Genomic DNA, 18,140 nt, shown 5'->3' on the forward strand with positions numbered 1-18,140 from the left:
GGGTTATCGCATGCGTTCTTCCAGCGGATGTCCTTGTGCCCATTGCGGACGCGATTTCGAGCCGTAATGGACACGAAATTCTTGAAGCGACGCGCTGGTCAGCGACTCACCGCGCGGGACCGTCTAATATGGAGAAAGTTGCGAAGCTAGGGTGACCCGTATGCCCTGTTGCCTGGAGGTTGTTGTGGGAGCTGTTTCCCGTGAAGTTCAGCGTGATCGTCTGCACCGGACCATCTGGGAAGTTGCAAACGAACTCCGCGGCTCCGTCGACGGCTGGGACTTCAAGAGCTATGTGCTGGGGCTGCTGTTCTACCGCTTCGTCTCCGAAAACCTCTCCAACTTCATTGAAGCGAACGAAGGAGCAGGTTTCCGCTACGCCAATCTGACCGATGCCGAGGCTGAACCCATCCGCGACATGATGGTGGATGAAAAGGGTTTCTTCATCCTTCCCTCCCAGCTGTTCGAGAACGTGCGGGCTCGCGCAGCACGGGACCCGAACCTCAACGAAACACTGGAAAAGGTCTTCCAGAGCATCGAAGGGTCGTCACTCGGCCGCCGCAGTGAAGATGACATCAAGGGCCTGTTCGACGATCTCGACGTCAACTCAAACCGCCTGGGCAACACGGTTGAGCGCAGGAATGACAAACTGAGGAACCTACTCAATGCCATCGGCGACCTTGACCTGGGCGAAAAGCACGATGAAGGCATTGACATGTTTGGTGATGCCTACGAATTCCTCATGCAGATGTACGCATCCCAGGCCGGTAAATCCGGTGGTGAGTACTACACGCCGCAGGAAGTCAGCGAACTTTTGGCACGGTTGACGGTCATCGGCAAAACCCGGGTGAACCGCGTGTATGACCCTGCGGTCGGCTCAGGTTCTCTGCTGCTGAAGTTTGCAAAGGTCCTTGGACCCCACGGTGTCCGTCAGGGGTACTACGGGCAGGAAATCAACCTGACCACGTACAACCTGGCCCGCATCAACATGTTTTTGCATGACGTGAACTACGACAAGTTCAGCATCGCCCACGGAGACACCCTCACGGACCCACAGCACTGGGACGACGAACCCTTCGATGCGATCGTCTCGAACCCGCCGTACTCCACCCGGTGGGAAGGCAAGAACAACCCGCTGCTCATCAACGACCCCCGGTTCGCTCCAGCCGGAGTTCTGGCGCCTGTGACGAAGGCAGACCTTGCGTTCACGATGCACGTGCTTTCGTGGCTCGCGGTCGATGGGACAGCTGCGCTGGTGCAGTTCCCCGGTGTTCTGTACCGGGGCGGCACCGAACAGAAGATCCGCCAGTACCTTGTCGACAACAACTACGTGGACGCTGTGATCCAGCTGCCGGAAGACATGTTCTTCGGAACCACGATCGCGGTGTGCATCCTCGTGCTGAAGAAGTCGAAGTCAGTTAACGATGTGCTGTTCATCGATGCGTCCAAGGACTTTGTTCGTCGGGGCAAGAACAACGTGATGACCGAATCGCACCGCGACAAGGTCGTGAGCATGGTCGAAGAGCGCCGCGAAGAACAGTACGTGTCCAAGCGCGTCAGTGCTGAAGACATCGCGAACAACGACTACAACCTGTCCATCAGTTCCTATGTCGAATTCGAAGACACGCGCGAAAAGATCGACATCACCGAGCTGAACGCAGAGATTGCACGGATCGTAGAGCGACAGGCCGAGCTGCGCACCAGCATTGACGCAATCGTTGCCGAACTCGAGGCAGGTGCACACAAGTGAACCGCATCGAGAAACTGATCCAGGAGCGCTGCCCGAACGGGGTTTCGTTTGTTCCTTTGGCGGAAATCGCCACAATCAAAAATGGACGCGATTACAAACATCTAGAAGAGGGATCGGTCCCGGTCTATGGGTCTGGTGGAATACTCGCGTATGTTAACGAGGCTGCGTATGTAGGTGAGACGGTTCTCTTGCCTCGCAAGGGGTCCCTTTCGTCAGTTTTCTATGTAGATGGTCCAGTTTGGACTGTTGATACGTGCTATTACACGGTCATTGATAGTTCTACTGTCCTGCCTAAGTTCTTCTATTACTACATGGTTGTGAGTAGGTTGGAGAGGCTTAATACGGCAGGCGGGGTTCCTAGCCTTACGCAGCGAATTCTTAACAGACTACTAGTTCCTGTTCCTCCATTGGAGGTGCAGCGGGAGATCGTTAAAGTTCTTGATCTCTTCACTGAGCTCGAGGCTGAGCTCGAGGCTGAGCTCGAGGCGCGTCGCAAGCAGTACGAGTACTACCGCGACCAGCTGCTGTCGTTCCCCTACGATGGGGGGGTGCTTCTATCGTTTTCGTCAAGCTGCTGGGGCTAGTTGGGCTGGTCGAGATTCGTAGAAGGTACCGTCTCTGAGCATCGCGAACAGGACGTCAGTTCTTCGACGGGCTAGGGCGATGACGGCTTGGTTGTGACGTTTCCCTTCGGCGCGTTTCTTGTCGTAGTAGGCCCGCGAGGCGGGGTCGCCTTTAATCGAAGCAAAGGCAGACAAGAACAGCACTCGTTTGAGGACTTTGTTGCCGCGCCGAGATGGGGATTCTCCACGAATGGAGGTGCCGGATTGGCGGGTCACGGGTGCGATGCCAGCATATGAAGCTAGGTGTGCTGCGGATTTGAAGTCTTTGCCGACGACTTCGGTGAGGATGCGTGCGGCTGTCCTGACCCCGATGCCTGGCATGGAGGTCAGGACTTCGGTAAGAGGGTGCGCATCAACGACTTTCAAGATCTCTGTTTCGATATCTGTTCGTTGTTGGGTCAGCTGTTGAAGTTGAGCCGCCAACCGCCCGACGATGTGTTCAGCAGCGTGCGTGCCAGTCACGATGGTGGTTTGTTCAGCTAGCGCGGCAAAGATCTCGTCGGTGAGTCGCGCCGCCATTCGGGGCGCTAATTTCTTTAACCGGGTTCTGACATGTCCTCGCCCGGCGCGCTGCAAAGCGGCCGGAGTTGGATACCTACCCAGCAAATCTACCACGGCCGGGTGGGCCAGCCTGGGTCCAAGCACCCGTTCCAGCGTTGGGTGAATCTGGGTCAATAATCCTCGCAGCCGGTTGCGGACTTGGGTCAGTTGCGCGGCGAGATCGTCATCAAAACCACACAGCATCGATAGTTCTGCAATCCGCTCCTCAGCCACGGTGATGCCGCGCAATGTGTGGGGCATGGTGCGCGCTGTTTCAGCAATTATGTAGGCATCTCGGGCATCCGTTTTAGCCTGGCCCGGATGTAAATCGGCCACCCGGCGCATCGTCAATCCTGGTAGGTAGGCGACTTGGATCCCGAGTTGTTGGGCAACCGCGATCACTAACGCGCCGATGGTTTTGGGCTGATCTACCACAACCAACAGCTCACCGTATTTGGCCGCAAGATCTTTCAACAGCTCCTGAATCTTTGGTTCAGATTGCGGCAATGGCTTGTCATATACAACCTTGCCATCGTGGTTGACAGCGGTGGCATGATGGTCGGACTTGCCGACGTCGATTCCAAGAAACACTTGAGGTTCCATCGGGTACCTTCTTTGACTCGTTCCACTAAAAGACCAGGTCACCGATGGCCCGTCCGCTCACAACCACGTTACAAGGGCCCGCAAGTTCCAAGAGCGTGCTTCTATTAGCGATCCGAACGAACCAGACCGGTTCCGGTGACAACACCCCCCGGATTATGGTCAACTGGGGGCAAACATCATGCCGGAACCAGCCGGCTCCCTACACTGCATATCCTGCCGGAAAACAGTGACACCTAAAAGGTAACGGGGCAACCCTGGTTGAGCTGGCATCGTTGTGTGACAGAGTCTTGTCGGGTGGTACGCCTGCCGCTGGCAATCCTGCGTATTATGGTGGACAAATTCCGTGGGTGCGAACACAAGACATAGATTTTTCTGTAGTTGATCAGACCTCGGCTTCGATAACTGAAAGTGGACTCGAGAATTCGTCAGCGAAATGGGTCCGGCCGAATTCTGTCATTGTGGCAATGTATGGGGCGACTGCGGCAAAGGTTGCAGTGAACAAAATTCCCGTTACGACAAATCAAGCATGCTGTAATCTTGAAATAGATCCCTCTAAAGCGGATTACTGGTATGTATTTCACGCCTTGTCGAACTCCTATCGGGAGCTTAAATCGCAGGGCGAAGGGAGCCAAAGCAATCTGAACGCGCGCAAGATTCGTCAGTTCAAGATTCCCCTTCCTTCACTTGAAGAACAAGCTCGTATCAGTCACGTCCTGAACAACTTCGACGTACTGGTGAACGACCTCTCTTCCGGTCTGCCAGCTGAGGTCGAGGCTCGGCGGAAGCAGTACGAGTACTATCGGGACAAACTGCTGTCGTTCAAGGAACAGGAGTCCGACGCGGCATAACCGCGCGTTGTTTCAATGACTGGGGCTGGGATGGAATTTTCGACGGGTGACGAACTTAAGCGCAACAGAATTGCGCCCATTGCAGTCAGCGACGAAGCCACTGTCGTTGCCTCCTACGAACCTGATATCCAGCCTGACGACTCCTACCAGTCCGAAGCTCAGCTCGAAGCTGAGCTCATCAAACAGCTGCAGGCTCAGGCCTACGAATACGTCACGATTCGCGACGAAGCAGCCCTCGTAGCGAATCTCCGCAAACAACTTGAAGCACTCAACAAGGTTGAGTTTTCGGACAGCGAATGGAAGTCGTTCTTCGAAACAAACATCGCCAGCAAGAACGACGGCCCCAAAGAAAAAACGTGGCGACTGCACAACGACAACATCCAGCTTCTACGCCGCGATGACGGCACTACGCGGAACATCCGACTGCTCGACAAAACATACATCCACAACAACAAGCTGCAGGTGATCAACCAATACGCAGTTGAGGCAGGCACTTCGCCCGGCAGTGCAACCCACTCCAACCGGTACGACGTCACGATCCTCGTCAACGGGCTTCCGCTCGTTCACGTGGAACTCAAACGCCGCGGAGTGAGCCTCCGGGAGGCGTTCAACCAGATCGCCCGCTACCAGAACCAGTCACTGTGGTCCGGCCACGGCCTGTTCGACTACGTCCAGGTGTTTGTGATCTCCAATGGGACGCACACCAAGTACTACTCGAACACCACCCGGCCCAAGAAGAACGACGGTACAAAGCGGACAGTCAACACGTGGGCGTTCACAAGTTGGTGGGCCGATGGCAACAACAAACTCATCGCCGACCTCCACGGATTCACGCGCACCTTCTTCGCCAAACACACAGTCCTCAACATCCTCACCCGGTACTGTGTGCTGCGCGAAGACGGCACTCTTTTGGTCATGCGGCCCTACCAAATCGCCGCAACGGAACGCATCCTGCAGCGCATTAACGTCGCCGCAAACAACAGAATGCTCGGCAGCACAAATGCCGGCGGATACATCTGGCACACCACCGGATCCGGTAAAACACTCACCAGCTTCAAAACCGCACAGCTGGCCACAGCCCTGCCCAGCAACCCCAAGGTTCTGTTCGTGGTCGACCGCAAAGACCTCGACTACCAAACCATGCGGGAATACGACAGCTTCAAAAAGGGCGCAGCAAACTCCAACGCGTCCACCAAGATCCTCACGGAACAGATGGGCGATCCCAACGCGCGCATCATCATCACCACAATCCAGAAGCTGTCGAACTTTGTTGAAGCCAACGCGAAGCACCCCATCTACAGCGAACACACAGTACTCATCTTTGACGAGTGCCACCGTTCGCAGTTCGGCGCAATGCACGAGGCCATCACGAAGAAGTTCAAGAAATACAACATCTTCGGCTTCACCGGCACCCCGATCTTCCCCGCCAACGCCGGTAAGTCGTACGGAGCCCGTGAAGGCCGCGTGATCGTGCGCACCACCGAAGAAACCTTCGGCGACCAACTGCACACGTACACGATCGTCGACGCAATCGAAGACAAGAACGTCCTGCCGTTCAAACTCGCCTACAACAACGTGCTGGGCAAAGTTCGACGCTCAGCCGGGCAACCGACCACCCGAGCCGAACAAGAAGACGAACTCCTGGAACCTCGGCGGATCAGTGCCGTCACCTCGTACGTCCTCAAACATTTCAACCAGCACACCCGCCGGCAGACACTCGGCAGCGAAACCGACGATTCGTACCTCCACACCGTGACAGCCAACGTGGCTGCCGTTGCCCGCAGGCGCAGCGGTCCGGGCAACATCGAAACAGCCAAGCGGAAAGTTGTCGGCTTCAATGCCATGATGGCGGTGCAGTCAGTAGAAGCCGCGAAGCTGTACTACGAGGAATTCAAAGCGCAGCAAGCTCAGCTGCCACAAGCAGCACGCCTCACAGTCGCCACCATCTTCAGCTACAAAGCGAACGAAGACCCCGAAGCCGGCATCCTCGCTGAAGAAGGATTCGACACCCGTCAACTCAGCGGAGAAGACCGCGTATTCCTCGACACTGCCATCGGTGACTACAACAGCATCTTCGGCACAAGCTACGACGCCAACGGCGATAACTTCCAGAACTACTACCGCGACCTGTCCATGCGGGTCAAAGACCGGGAAGTGGACCTGCTGATCGTGGTCAACATGTTCCTCACAGGGTTCGACGCCCCAACGCTCAATACCCTGTACGTGGACAAAAACCTGCGGTATCACGGGCTGATCCAGGCATTCTCGCGCACCAACCGCATCCTCAACTCCGTGAAGCAATACGGCAACATCGTGTGCTTCCGGGACCTGCAGAAGAACACCGAGGACGCGCTGGCGCTGTTCGGCAACAAGGACGCCGAGGGCATTGCCCTGCTCAAGCCGTACGAACACTACTTGAAGCAATACAAGGGCAAAGTCGCTGAACTGCTGAGCGTCCACGGAATCGGCGACGCTGGCCCCGGCAGTGAAACCGAGCAGAAACACTTCGTGCAGGTGTTCGGCGAAATCCTCAAGCTGCGCAACATGCTCGCAGGATTCGACGAGTTCACCGAAGACGACGACCTCAGCCTGCGCGATATGCAGGACCTGCAGAGCGTCTACCTCGAAATCCGGGAAGAACTCGGTGGGGGCGACGATGGCCCCACGGTCGGTTCGGAGTCTTATGAACAGCAGGAACTCGAATTTGAAATTGAGCTGCTGCGCCAGGTGGACGTCAACGTCGACTACATCCTCATGCTCGTAGAGAAACTGCATACGCCGAAGTCGAGCTCCACACCGGCTGATGACGACATCAAGGAGCAGATCCGCCAGGCGATCGATGCCAGCCCCACGCTGCGCGACAAACGCGACCTGTTCATGGACTTCATCGAAGCCGTCGACACGAGCAAAAACGTGGTCGACCAGTGGAATGCATTCGTTCAGCAGAGGCGTGAGCGAGAGCTCGGCAATCTCATCGAAGAAGAAAACTTGCGAGAACCACAGGCGCGCGCCTTCGCGGACTATGCCTTCGAAATAGGCGAGGTGCCGACTACCGGAACCGATATCGTTGAGATCCTGCCGCCCATGAGCCTCTTCGGCCGCACCGCCGCCGGGGACAGCCGCGAGGACGTTAAAAAACGCGTAGTCAAAAAGTTCATCGAGCTTTTCGAGCGGTACGGAACCCTCGGCTGACAACAGCCCGGCACACACCCGCATACCGCCCCTCCACCTCGTCATCCCACAGGGCCGGCGCAGGGGGCTGTCAGATTCGGTCCAGACTCCGGTAGTACCTGACTTAGCGCACGTGAGTGTGGTTTCGGGGTCCGTGGGTCTGTGACCTGGGGTTTTGTCTTTCGGAATGGTGGTTTTGGGACACTAATTGTGTGGTATTTGTGAGGAAGGTCCGGGTTGCTTCAGGGGCGACTGCGGTTCAGGTCGTAGAAAAGCGTCGTGGGAAACTGCGGGTGATCAAGCATGTGGGCTCAGCGCATACCGATGCTGAGCTTGGCCTGCTGATGGATCGTGCCGAGGAGATCTTGGTTGGCGATCAGGGGGTGCTCGATCGTGGGATTGAGGATGCGGTGAGGCAGGAATCAGTGTTGCCAGGTCCTGGGAGACAGTCCCAGCTTCTGGAGCCTGCGCACTGAACCGTCCTGGGTTTTGTTCCGTCCTGTAATGAGAGGATAGAACTATGCCAACCAAATACCCTCAATCGTTTAGAGATCGTGCCACGCGTATGGTGTTTGATCGGCTCGAAGACGATGATGCGCCCAGCCGGTATGTGGTGATTCGTGAGACCGCGCCGAAGCTGAGTATTGCCACCGAGACGTTGCGCCGGTGGGTGGAACAAGCCGAGGTGGATACCGGCAAGAAGCCGGGTGTCCCCACTGATGCCCAGGAGCAGATCCGGAAGTTGAAGCGCGAGAATGCTGAGCTGTGCTGGGCCAATGAGATCCTCAAGACGGCGTCAGCTTTTTTCGCAGCGGAGCTCGACCGCCCCACGACGAGATGATTGCTTACATTGACATGTTTCGGGGATCGTTTCGGAGTCGAGTCCATCTGTCGTGTGTTGGGTGCGACAGGCCGTGGGTTTATCACCTCAGGTGGCTATCGGGCGGCGAAAGCCCGGCCTGCCAGTGAGCGTTCGCGCCGGGATGCTGTGTTGATTCCGGTGGTCAAAGAGCTCCACCAGGCTAATTATGGGGTCTATGGGGTGGGTAAAATGTGGCATGCCATAGACCCGTGCTGGGTGGGATGTGGGCCGCGACCAAGTCGCCCGGCTGGTGCGCCTGGCCGGAATTAGCGGTGTGACTCGTGGCCGCAAACCACCAACGACGATCCCAGCGAAGGTGCCGGATCATCGGCCGGATCTAGTCAACCGGGACTTCAAGGTGAATGCACCGCATCAGCTGTGGGTTGCTGAGATCGAGCGCCACGAGGTGCTCTCGAACCTTGCGGTGGTGAAAGGACACCGCTTCGCGTCTGTCGCAGCAGGCGTGTGATAGCTGGAGGACGATCTGGCCCGTTGGCGTGAGCGGGTTGGGTGGAGCAGTCCTCGACAACGACGAGTCGTGCCAGAACTGCCAGATGGTGCGGGCTCGGCTAGCGAGACGGAGAGGCATACGGATAGGAACCAGTGGCTGAAAGCCCCTCAATTGAAGACCACCGACTCCAACCTGGTGGATGTGGGTCGGGTTGCATCGCGCACCCTCACTGCTTCGGCGGTGAGGGGAACTCCTGTGCTGGGTGATGTCGCCGGTCGGGAGGCCACGGTGAATGCCTGCGGCGTAGTCGTGGCGAGGATGCTGGGGCATAACTGGGTGCCGATCCCGTCGAAGGGTTCGAGAGTGAACGTGGGAACCATCCCGGTTCCGCCGGGGCACCGTCGCAGCCAGCGACGATTTCCTCGGCTGAGTGCACGGTCTGCTGATCGGGCCGGGGTGGGGCGGAGGGCCTGTAGTAGTCCGAGGCTGGGAAAGCCGGTCACATGGCGAAGGGGTCCAGTGTGATCGCAGTGACAGAAGCAGAAAAGGAGGCACAGCCGTGAATGCGGATGTTTCGTGGCCTGCCGACACATCGGAGGCGTGGGCGCGGGTACTGACTATGCAGACGAAACTGCACCGATGGGCGACGGGCGATCCTGCTCGTCGTTTCGATGATGTGTTCAATCTGGTCTATGACCCCGCGTTCCTCGCCGCGGCGTGGAATCGGGTGGCGGGCAACAAGGGAGGCCGCACTGCTGGAGTCGATGGGATCGCGCCGCGATCCGTCCCACCGGAGAAGGTGCACGGGATGCTCGCCGATCTGCGCGAGAGCGTCAAGAACGGCGAGTTCGTCCCGGAGCGGGTGCGTCAGAAGTCGATCCCGAAGGGCAACGGCAAGGTCCGTAGCTTGGGGATTCCGACGATGACGGACCGGATCGTTCAGGCCTCTCTGAAGCTGGTGTTGGAACCGATTTTCGAGGCGGACTTTGTGCCGTCCTCGTATGGGTTCCGGCCGCGCAGGCGGGCGCAGGACGCGATCGCGGAGATCCACTACTACGCCTCACGTGGCTACGTGGAGGTATTTGAAGCGGACATCACCGCGTGTTTCGACGAGATCGACCACGACGCGCTCATGCAGCGTGTCCGCGGTCGCATCACCGACAAACGTGTATTGCGTCTGACCCGCGGTTTCCTGAAAGCGGGAGTCCTCAGTGAGGACGGCGTGAACAGGGACACCTACACCGGCACCCCGCAAGGCGGGATCCTGTCGCCGTTGCTGGCAAATATCGCCCTGTCCGTGGTGGACGAGCACTTCCAACGCAAGTGGGATGCGCTCGGCCCGCAATGGTCGCGCACGAAGCATCAACGCGCTGGGGGCGCGACGATGAAGCTGGTCCGCTACGCGGACGACTTCGTCGTCCTCGTCCGAGGCACCCACGCTGATGCCGAAGCGCTCTGGGACGAAGTCGCCGCGGTGCTCGCGCCGATGGGTTTGCGCCTGTCGGCCGAGAAGACGACGGTCACGCACATAGACACCGGGTTCGACTTCCTCGGGTGGCACATCCAGCGCCGCCGGATCAGAGGTCACGGTGGGAAGACCGCGATCTACACCTACCCCTCACGGAAGTCGCTGGCTTCCATCCGGGACAAGGTGCGGACGCTGACCCGCCGGGCATCTCATCGAACGCTCGCCGACCTGCTACGCCGACTCAACCCGGCGCTACGGGGCTGGTGCGCCTACTTCCAGCACGGCGTCGTCAAACACCTCTTCAGCTATCTCGACCGGTTCGCCTTCTGGCGGATCGTGGGCTGGCTGAAAAAGCGGCACCCGAAGCTGAACATGCGCACCCTCGTCAGGCGACTTCTGCCCCGGTGGCAGATCCGCGCCGAAGGGATCGAGTTCTTCCGCGCCTGGCAGGTTCCCGTGACCCGCTACCGCTACCGAGGAACCCGCATCCCAAACCCCTGGGCGAGCGGCACGGCGTGATCACATGGAGAGCCGGATGCTCAGGAATGGGCACGTCCGGTTCGGAGGGCGGCCAGCAGAAACCCACCAGTTCAAAGACTGGCAGGGCGCTGCTGGCCGACCCTACACGTATGTGCGCACGACCAGCGGGTTCTGTTATACCGCGTTTGTCACCGATGCATTTTCTCGCAAGATTGTGGGGTGGTCGACCCGGACCACCATGCGCACCGATGTGCTGCCGTTGGAAGCGTTGGAACACGCGTTGCTCAGCGCCAAGGATCAAGCGCTGGAAGGGTTAGTCCATCACAGCGATCGAGGATCGCAATACGTCAGCATTCGCTACACCGAACATCTGGCCAAGGCGGGCCTCACGGCTTCCGTGGGAACTGCTGGAGACGCGTACGACAATGCGTTAGCAGAGACCGTCAACGGGTTGTATAAGACCGAGTTGATCTATGCTAGGCCCGCTTGGCCCACAGCCACCGAAGTCGAATTCGAGACGATGAACTGGGTCCACTGGTGGAACACGAGACGATTGCATGAAGCCCTGGACTATCAGACCCCGACCGAATTCGAAGCAAGTTATCATATGACCCAGGCTCACGTCCTGAGCCCCGTATAAAAAGCGGAATAAAACCCAGGACGCTTCACACACTGTCGAGGGTCCGCCGGTGGTGAGTCGGCCGCGCACGATCGGGGCGGTGTCGGATGTGTTGTGGTCCACGCTGGAAGCGGCGTATACGAACCTGGGTTTCGGCGTGGTCGGTGATGAGGTGTTCAAGCAGGTGGTGCTGGCCAGGCTGGTAGAGCCGACCTTGAAGCGCGATACGGTCCGGGTGCTGACCGAACTCGGGGTGCCGGCCCCGCACGTGTCAACGATCTATCGGCATCTGGCCAGGGCTCAGGAGAAGAACTACCGGGATGCGATCGCGTCGAAGTGCTTTGCTCACTGTCTTAGGGACGGTGATGTCAGCTTGGTGATGTACGACGTGACGACCCTGTATTTCGAAGCCGAGCACGAAGACGGACTACGCAAAGTTGGATACTCCAAAGAACGGCGCGTGGACCCTCAGATCGTCGTTGGTCTGCTGGTGGATCGGACCGGGTTCCCGCTAGAGATCGGTTGCTTCAAGGGCAACAAAGCAGAAACGGTGACGCTGCTGGAGATCATCGAGCGTTTCCAGACCCGCCATGGTATCGCTGACATGGTCGTCGTCGCTGATGCCGGGATGCTCTCAGCAGCCAACCTCAAAGAGCTCGATGAGGCCGGTCTGCGGTTCATCGTCGGCTCCAAAGTAACGAAAGCACCCAACGATCTGGCCTCACATTTCCGGTGGCACGGGGATGCGTTCATCGACGGGCAGATCGTCGACACCGTCACCTCACGCTACGGCAGAACGGCCACCAACGACGTTCTGCTGCGCGAGGAACCAGCGTGGAATCCAGAGCAGATGGACAAGAACTGGCGGGCAGTATGGGCATTCTCACGCAAACGAGCGCTACGGGATCAGCAGACCCTGAACCTCCAGGCCAACCGTGCTCAAGAGATCATCGACGGGCAACGCCAAGTGAGGTCCGCGAGGTTCGTCAAGACCACAGCAGCCGGGCGGAAACTCGACGAAGCCGCGCTCAAGCGGGCTCGCCGCCTGGTCGGACTCAAGGGCTACGTCACGAACATCCCCGCCACGATCATGCCCGCCAAGGAGATCATCAGCTCCTATCACGACCTGTGGCAGGTCGAGCAGTCCTTCCGAATGTCGAAGTCCGACCTTGCAGCCCGGCCGATCTTCCACCACACCCGCAACGCGATCGAAGCCCATCTGACCATCGTGTTCACCACACTTGCCATCGCCCGCCACATGCAAGCCAGGACAGGACTGTCGCTAAAGCAAATCATCACCACGCTGCGGCCCATCCACGCCGCACTCATCGAGACCAACGGAAAGATCGTGAAGATCCCGGCCCGCATCCCAGACAACGCCGCAAAAATTATCACCCAAATCAAGGCAGAACCGGGACACTAAACAAATGCGCTAAGTCAGGTCCGAGGTGCCGGGTCGGCTGAGCCTTGTGAGTGTGCAGCTGTTGGAGGGGTGCTGGTCTGCATTAAAGCGTGAGTCTGGCCTCTAGAACCCCGCTCCAACCCCTACTGAGCCCAGCGGTAGTCAAGCCTTTGCAACGCCCACGCCCAGTTGATGCGTTCCTGTTCCAAACGCACATTGCTACCCAGCCGGTCCGACACTAAATCGTCGTACAGGGCTCGCTCCGTTGGGGTTAAATTCTCCAAATACGCATTCGTCGGTGCAGGCTCAGAACCCCACAATTTGCGGTGCGCTTCCAGGGTGTCTTCATCCATTAACACTGATTCAGCTTGCGGCAGCTGTGTTCGCACCCCGTGCAGAATGCTGAATCCGTGTGTATCCACATCGCCCCAATACAACACATCCGATCCCACAAAAAACGCGAGTGTTTGGCTGCGCTGACTCTCAAAACCCTTGCCCCACACCACGGCCCCATCGGCGGGCACGGGAACCGTGAGGAACGTAATTTCGTTCTCCACAATCAGGACGATGTCCGGTACAAAACCAAAATCGGACATCTGATCCGCTCGAAGAGTGAACTCATCCACACCGGGTACCGGGGAACGAGCAGGGTCTACCCGCATGCGCACATACGCAGGCTTTGTCGCCAAGCCCAATGCCTGCTCAAACTTGCCCTTCGCGGCAGGCACCCCGAGCATTTCCGCCAACGGTCGTCGGTTGGACTCCACGAACTTCGTATGCACCCCGGCCGCATCCACCTGCCGCAAATAGCGGTCTGAACCCCGCGCCGTATCCAACCACTCGTACGCTGCCAACACCTGCGGCCACTCCGCTGCCAACCGCAGCGCCTCCAGTGGACGGCGCAAAACCCATTGCCAGGGAGCCCCCAACTGCCACTTTTTCGTCACCGACAACAACTCATCAAAGGCGGCAACATCCCGGCCGACCGAAAGAAGCTCCCAAGCCTGATCGAACCGACTGAACACGGCCCTGTGAGGGACCGAGTTCGCACCTACCGCACCCCGACCCCCAACAGACTTAAGTTCGAGGTCGTAGTGAGCTCCACCTCGTGAATCGTGGGAAAGGTCAGAAGACCAGGCACGCCATTCGTCCCAGCGGGAGGCGAGCTCAGCGGAAGTGGGCCCGCCCAGGGGCACTGTGATTACCGGGAAGTCCTCACCCAGGGCGTAGGCGCGCAGCAGCGACCCGTCTTTCCAGCGGCGCTGCACCGCGGTGCGGATGTCTTGCGGGGTTTTCCAAGCGCGGACTCGACTCACACCGAACCCCCGGGCTTCGTACCACCGGGCTTCGAGCCGCCACCGGAGTCGGCCATGTTGTTGTAGTACTGCTCGATGGTCATGGTCAGCAGCCGAGAATTATCGCCGCCTACGTTGTCGACGAAGCCGATGCTCTTGACGTACGGGGCGATGATGTGGACCTTCTGCAGCGGCGTGACAATCAGCAGCTGCAGGCCCAGTTTGCGGAACAGGTCCAAGGCATAGCGGGTCGAAGAATCCGAACCTCGGCCAAAAGCCTCATCAATCACGGCAAAGCGGAAGTCCTTCGACTTCGCAGCACCCCACTTCAGGTCGAATTGGTAGGCAAGCGAAGCGGCGAGGATCGTGTACGCCAGTTTTTCCTTCTGCCCTCCGGACTTGCCGTCAGAATCGCGGAAGTGCTCCCATTCCTCATCAGTTTCATGATCGCGCTCGGATGCTGAGAACGTAAACCAATTGCGCACGTCGGTAACACGGGCCGTCCATGTCTTGTCGGCGTCTGTGTGACCCTCGCGGCCCTTGAATCGCTCGATGATCGCCCGCACATCCTGGAAACGCTGCTCGGAGTACAGGGAGGAATCGTCGTTGTCGCTGACTTCGGCGGTAACATCACGCAGATCACTGCGGAACTTGCGCACATCCTGGTTGATGGTGGCGGACTTCTCCAGACGAATGTAGCGGCCTTCATTGAAGTCCACGGCTGACAGGGCCTCGTTGATCTTGCCGATTCGCACGTCCATTTCGTCCGCCTGCCGGCGGAGCCAACTGGAAAAACCAGCAATTTCGCGAATCGCGTTGGTGTTCAGCTGCTCCTTAAACTCCGTTTTGAACCGCGGGAGGTCGTCATTTTTCACCCGTGAGTGGAATTCGCGGTAGGCATTGCGCGCGTCCACGCTGACATCCATTTCCGTGGTTTCTGCAGGGAACTGTTCGCGCACATTGCCCATCTGCGTCAGCAGCGTTGTGGTGTGGCCGTTGATCTTCTCCTGCGCCGATTCAATGTCCTTCGCAATCGCACTGACTGTCGAGGCTTGGAGCTCGTCTGCCTGTTCAACGGACGCGATGTGCTTAGGCACCCGGGCCTGGAGATCCTCGAAGGATTCTTGGGCTCTCTCGAAAGTGCCTGCTGCGAGGATTTCACGGTCACGTTCTAGCGCTGAACGCTCCTGGTCCAAGCGCATTTCGAGGGTCGTTGCATTCCGGGCAACATCATCTAGCGCGGCCTCGTTTTCCTTAATCTGCTGTTCCACGAACTCAAAGCTGCGAGTGATCTCCGCCAGCTCTGAGGAACCGTTCTCCAGACGCTCAATCTCAGCTTCAGCAGCTTGCACACGGGCGCGAGCTGATTCCCAATCGACTTCATCCCACGAGTCAAAGTCCAGAACCGCACGCAGAGCTTCGGACTGAGTTTGGACTTCTGCCTGCCTGGTCTTAAGCCGTTCCCGCGTCTCATTCAGCTGCGACTGACGTTGGTACTGTTCTTGGATTTCACGAAGCAGAGCTTCTTGTTTGCGCTCGCTGACCCGACCCAAGACCCAAGCGCGTGGATCGTCAACACGACGCCGGTCGTCTTTTTCGTGACGGTCGCGCGAACGCACTTGGCCCTCACGCGTGACCGCGCGCTGCGCTCCGCGAAATTCCTCAACGGTGTTCGCACACAGGTGGTCAGCGCGGGACTCTACCTCGCTCTTCAAATAGGTGCGGAAGGGCGAATCCTCGATCTCGATCGTGTCCGCAAGTCGCAGCCCAGCCGAAGGTTTGCGCTGCAGCGGCACGTGCCGATCCGGTACACGTTCATACACCAGACGCACACCCTTGGTGCGGCCACCGCGACCCGAGGTCTGCAAACGGGTTCTGTTCACCCATTCGGCAACCGCGGGGTAGTGTGCCTGCGGAACCAACATCGACAAGGCGAAGTTGCTAAGCACACGTTCAGCGGCGCCTCGCCATTCTTCGAACTCCTCGGCAACATCCAGAAGCTCACCCGCAAAGGGGAGCTCGTCTTCAGCAATTCCGGTGGCAGTACTGAGCTGTTCACGGATATCCAGCAGGTTGCTGGGCAGGTTGTTCCGGCGGGCGGCCAGACTATTCAGTTCGCGTTTGGTTTCGCGTTCATGCTCGGTGAGCAGCAGCTTTTCGGCTTCGATGGCCGAACGTTTCTTATCAAGTTCGGTGGCCTCTGGCTCCAGCACCGCCCGTCGGTCTTGAGCCTTGCCGGGCATCTGGTTGAAATCAGCCTGCGTTCTAACCTCAGCCAAGCCTGCATTCTGCAGTTTTACCTGCAGACGTTGGTTTCGAACGTGGCGCTGCTTTTGCTGTTCACGCGCAGACGCAGCCTTGTGCCGCAGGGTCTCCAGGCGCTCGCCACCAGCCGAGGCACGCGCCGCGATGAGATTGTCACGTTCAGCAGACAGCTTGTCGCGGGTTTCCCGCTTCGCCGCCAACTGCTGGTTGACGGTGGTGAGATCAGCTTCCAACTGCTCGATACTGGCAGTTCGCAGCGTCGCGCGTATGTCGGAAAAGAACACGGCCACAGCGTCGCGCTGCTTAGCCAGATTGTCTTTCTTGGCAACCACGGCGTCGTATTTATCCGCGTTTTCCACCAGAGGGGTCAGCAACTCCAATTGTTCCTGGGCTCGCTGCACGGCCTGGTATGCGTTTTCAAGATCATCGAAGTGGTCGATGATCTGCCGGATCCGATCACCAGCGTCGGTGGGCTCGAGCATGTGTGTGCGCACAAACTCGTTGAGATCCCCCACGGCCTTCATTGACACCGTCTGCTGGAACAAGTCCATGGCCTGTTCTGACCGGATGCTCAGAAGCCTGCGCATGCGGCGGGCGTAGCTCGGGAAAGTGTCGTCAACAGCGACATCTTTCTTCCGCAGATTGCGCAGCAGGTCGTTGATATCGGTGCCGAAGCCTGAAAAGTCATCCAGGATGGTCAGCCGCTTGGGTGCTGAGAAGAACCGTCGCCACGGCTGGCCCGTTGAATTGCGCTGTTGGAACACCTGGGCCAGGGTCACAGTTTCGCCGTATCCCTCGTTGGTGAAGGTCCCTAGAATCACCGAATAGGCATTGTGACCGCGCAGCGCAACTGGGCGAGACGTGCCGGTTTGTTCGTCGCGCTCAGATTTGTAGTGGCCCTCAACGTAGCTGCGCAAACTGCGCTCACGCCTACCGGCACCTGCGGCCTTGTTGTATTCAATCGTGTGCGAAGGCAACAGCAAGGTGCTTACAGCATCGACAATCGTCGACTTTCCACTGCCGATATCACCTGTCAGCAGCGCCGTTTCACCATTCGGGTACAAGTAGCTGACGTGGTTGTCGAACGTACCCCAGTTGCACAGTTCAATCCGTTCAAGTCTGTAGCCAGGTTTGCCCGTCGCCTCAACTTCAACTGCGGAGAACAGACCTTCGCTCATTGTCCCCCCTGGTTCAGGACGGACTTATATTCGTCCAGCTTCTGCGCAAAATCAGACAGCGTCTGCGCATCGACGTAGGCCTTCAGAATTCGGCGGACTTCCCAGACATCGTTTTCACCGCGCAATTTGCGCAGAAAACCGAGCTTCTCGATCCTGCCTATGCTCTGGTCGATGTTGTTGATGATCCGGGCTTCGTCAGAAGAGTCAGCCAGAAAGACCCGGAGCGAATCAACGATGTCATCCCGATCCACCGCCAGGCGGCCCTGATCACCGTGCGATTCAAATTCCACCAAGCGCCTGCGCAGCAACACTAGCAGCAGGGAATCGTTGTAGGGAAGTTTCCGGCGTGTGATCAAACGGGGGAGTGGTTCTTCACCCTCCCGTTCTTCCTGCATGCGCAGATAGGCGTAGCCCTCGTTTTCATCGACCACAACATCCAGGCCGATGGTGTTGAAATGATCGCGCACTGGAGCGGGGTTCTTCATAAGCTCACGCCAGACGTCTTCTGCAGCTTCCTGGTACACCACACCGCGCATCAGGGCGATGATGCTGCGCGCCGCCGCTGTTTCCTCGGGAGTTCTCATGGCT

The 18,140-nt window shown here is 58.3% G+C and carries 12 protein-coding genes and 2 pseudogenes; 10 read left to right on the forward strand and 4 right to left on the reverse strand.

Annotated elements, in window-relative coordinates:
• The first annotated feature begins 184 nt into the window (after nt 1–184).
• Nucleotides 185–1,747: a type I restriction-modification system subunit M gene (locus tag QDX22_RS10745; protein WP_279717853.1), complete on the forward strand. Its 1,563-nt coding sequence runs from the start codon at nt 185–187 to the stop codon at nt 1,745–1,747.
• Complete coding sequence (locus QDX22_RS10750) at nt 1,744–2,331, forward strand: restriction endonuclease subunit S (RefSeq protein WP_279717854.1); 588 nt, start codon at nt 1,744–1,746, stop codon at nt 2,329–2,331. The genes QDX22_RS10745 and QDX22_RS10750 overlap by 4 nt, the downstream gene beginning before the upstream one ends.
• Here QDX22_RS10750 and QDX22_RS10755 read toward each other — a convergent pair.
• A complete protein-coding gene (locus tag QDX22_RS10755; protein WP_279717641.1) occupies nt 2,314–3,513 on the reverse strand; it encodes an IS110 family RNA-guided transposase in 1,200 nt (399 codons plus the stop codon). The genes QDX22_RS10750 and QDX22_RS10755 overlap by 18 nt on opposite strands.
• 272 nt (nt 3,514–3,785) lie before the next feature.
• Here QDX22_RS10755 and QDX22_RS10760 point away from each other — a divergent pair, with 272 nt between their 5' ends.
• The 8 genes and pseudogenes from QDX22_RS10760 to QDX22_RS10795 form a co-directional block, all read left to right on the forward strand.
• Nucleotides 3,786–4,361 (forward strand): restriction endonuclease subunit S, encoded by a 576-nt coding sequence (locus tag QDX22_RS10760; RefSeq protein WP_256372016.1) that lies wholly within the window; start codon nt 3,786–3,788, stop codon nt 4,359–4,361.
• Between the two features lie 30 nt (nt 4,362–4,391).
• Nucleotides 4,392–7,553, forward strand: coding sequence for a type I restriction endonuclease subunit R (locus tag QDX22_RS10765; RefSeq protein ID WP_122548781.1), 3,162 nt, complete (start codon nt 4,392–4,394; stop codon nt 7,551–7,553).
• Nucleotides 7,554–7,744: 191 nt separating this feature from the next.
• On the forward strand, nt 7,745–8,008 hold the full coding sequence (locus QDX22_RS10770; protein ID WP_221040942.1) for a hypothetical protein: 264 nt from the start codon (nt 7,745–7,747) through the stop codon (nt 8,006–8,008).
• Between the two features lie 44 nt (nt 8,009–8,052).
• Entirely contained in the window at nt 8,053–8,373 is a 321-nt protein-coding gene (locus QDX22_RS10775; protein ID WP_279717855.1) for a transposase, read from the forward strand.
• Nucleotides 8,374–8,617: 244 nt separating this feature from the next.
• Nucleotides 8,618–8,863 carry a hypothetical protein gene (locus QDX22_RS10780; protein ID WP_279717856.1) on the forward strand — a complete coding sequence of 82 codons (246 nt, stop codon included), beginning with the start codon at nt 8,618–8,620 and terminating at the stop codon, nt 8,861–8,863.
• Between the two features lie 601 nt (nt 8,864–9,464).
• The gene (ltrA, locus tag QDX22_RS10785; RefSeq protein ID WP_279717857.1) at nt 9,465–10,832 is read left to right on the forward strand and encodes a group II intron reverse transcriptase/maturase; all 1,368 of its coding nucleotides are present in this window, start codon (nt 9,465–9,467) and stop codon (nt 10,830–10,832) included.
• Nucleotides 10,833–10,938: 106 nt separating this feature from the next.
• Nucleotides 10,939–11,433 (forward strand): annotated as a pseudogene (locus QDX22_RS10790) (IS3 family transposase); the annotation flags it as partial.
• Between the two features lie 73 nt (nt 11,434–11,506).
• Nucleotides 11,507–12,835 (forward strand): annotated as a pseudogene (locus QDX22_RS10795) (IS1634 family transposase); the annotation flags it as partial.
• Nucleotides 12,836–12,957: 122 nt separating this feature from the next.
• Here QDX22_RS10795 and QDX22_RS10800 read toward each other — a convergent pair.
• Genes QDX22_RS10800 through QDX22_RS10810 form a run of 3 tightly spaced genes read right to left on the reverse strand, consistent with a single transcriptional unit; the run spans nt 12,958 to nt 18,136 of the window.
• Nucleotides 12,958–14,130, reverse strand: coding sequence for a Wadjet anti-phage system protein JetD domain-containing protein (locus tag QDX22_RS10800; protein WP_279717858.1), 1,173 nt, complete (start codon nt 14,128–14,130; stop codon nt 12,958–12,960).
• A complete protein-coding gene (locus tag QDX22_RS10805; protein ID WP_279717859.1) occupies nt 14,127–17,552 on the reverse strand; it encodes an ATP-binding protein in 3,426 nt (1,141 codons plus the stop codon). Before QDX22_RS10805 ends, QDX22_RS10800 begins: the two co-directional genes overlap by 4 nt.
• Nucleotides 17,549–18,136 carry a DUF4194 domain-containing protein gene (locus tag QDX22_RS10810; protein ID WP_122549560.1) on the reverse strand — a complete coding sequence of 196 codons (588 nt, stop codon included), beginning with the start codon at nt 18,134–18,136 and terminating at the stop codon, nt 17,549–17,551. The genes QDX22_RS10805 and QDX22_RS10810 overlap by 4 nt, the downstream gene beginning before the upstream one ends.
• Nucleotides 18,137–18,140 lie beyond the last annotated feature (4 nt).

This window comes from Auritidibacter ignavus (genome assembly GCF_029853775.1).
Classification (GTDB): Bacteria; Actinomycetota; Actinomycetes; order Actinomycetales; family Micrococcaceae; genus Auritidibacter; species Auritidibacter ignavus.

Excerpts from the sequence above, each read along its gene's own strand:
- QDX22_RS10755 (WP_279717641.1), bottom strand. The coding sequence starts at position 3,513 with ATGGAACCTCAAGTGTTTCTTGGAATCGACGTCGGCAAGTCCGACCAT.
- QDX22_RS10765 (WP_122548781.1), top strand. The coding sequence starts at position 4,392 with ATGGAATTTTCGACGGGTGACGAACTTAAGCGCAACAGAATTGCGCCC.
- QDX22_RS10775 (WP_279717855.1), top strand. The coding sequence starts at position 8,053 with ATGCCAACCAAATACCCTCAATCGTTTAGAGATCGTGCCACGCGTATG.
- ltrA (WP_279717857.1), top strand. The coding sequence starts at position 9,465 with ATGCAGACGAAACTGCACCGATGGGCGACGGGCGATCCTGCTCGTCGT.
- QDX22_RS10805 (WP_279717859.1), bottom strand. The coding sequence starts at position 17,552 with ATGAGCGAAGGTCTGTTCTCCGCAGTTGAAGTTGAGGCGACGGGCAAA.
- QDX22_RS10810 (WP_122549560.1), bottom strand. The coding sequence starts at position 18,136 with ATGAGAACTCCCGAGGAAACAGCGGCGGCGCGCAGCATCATCGCCCTG.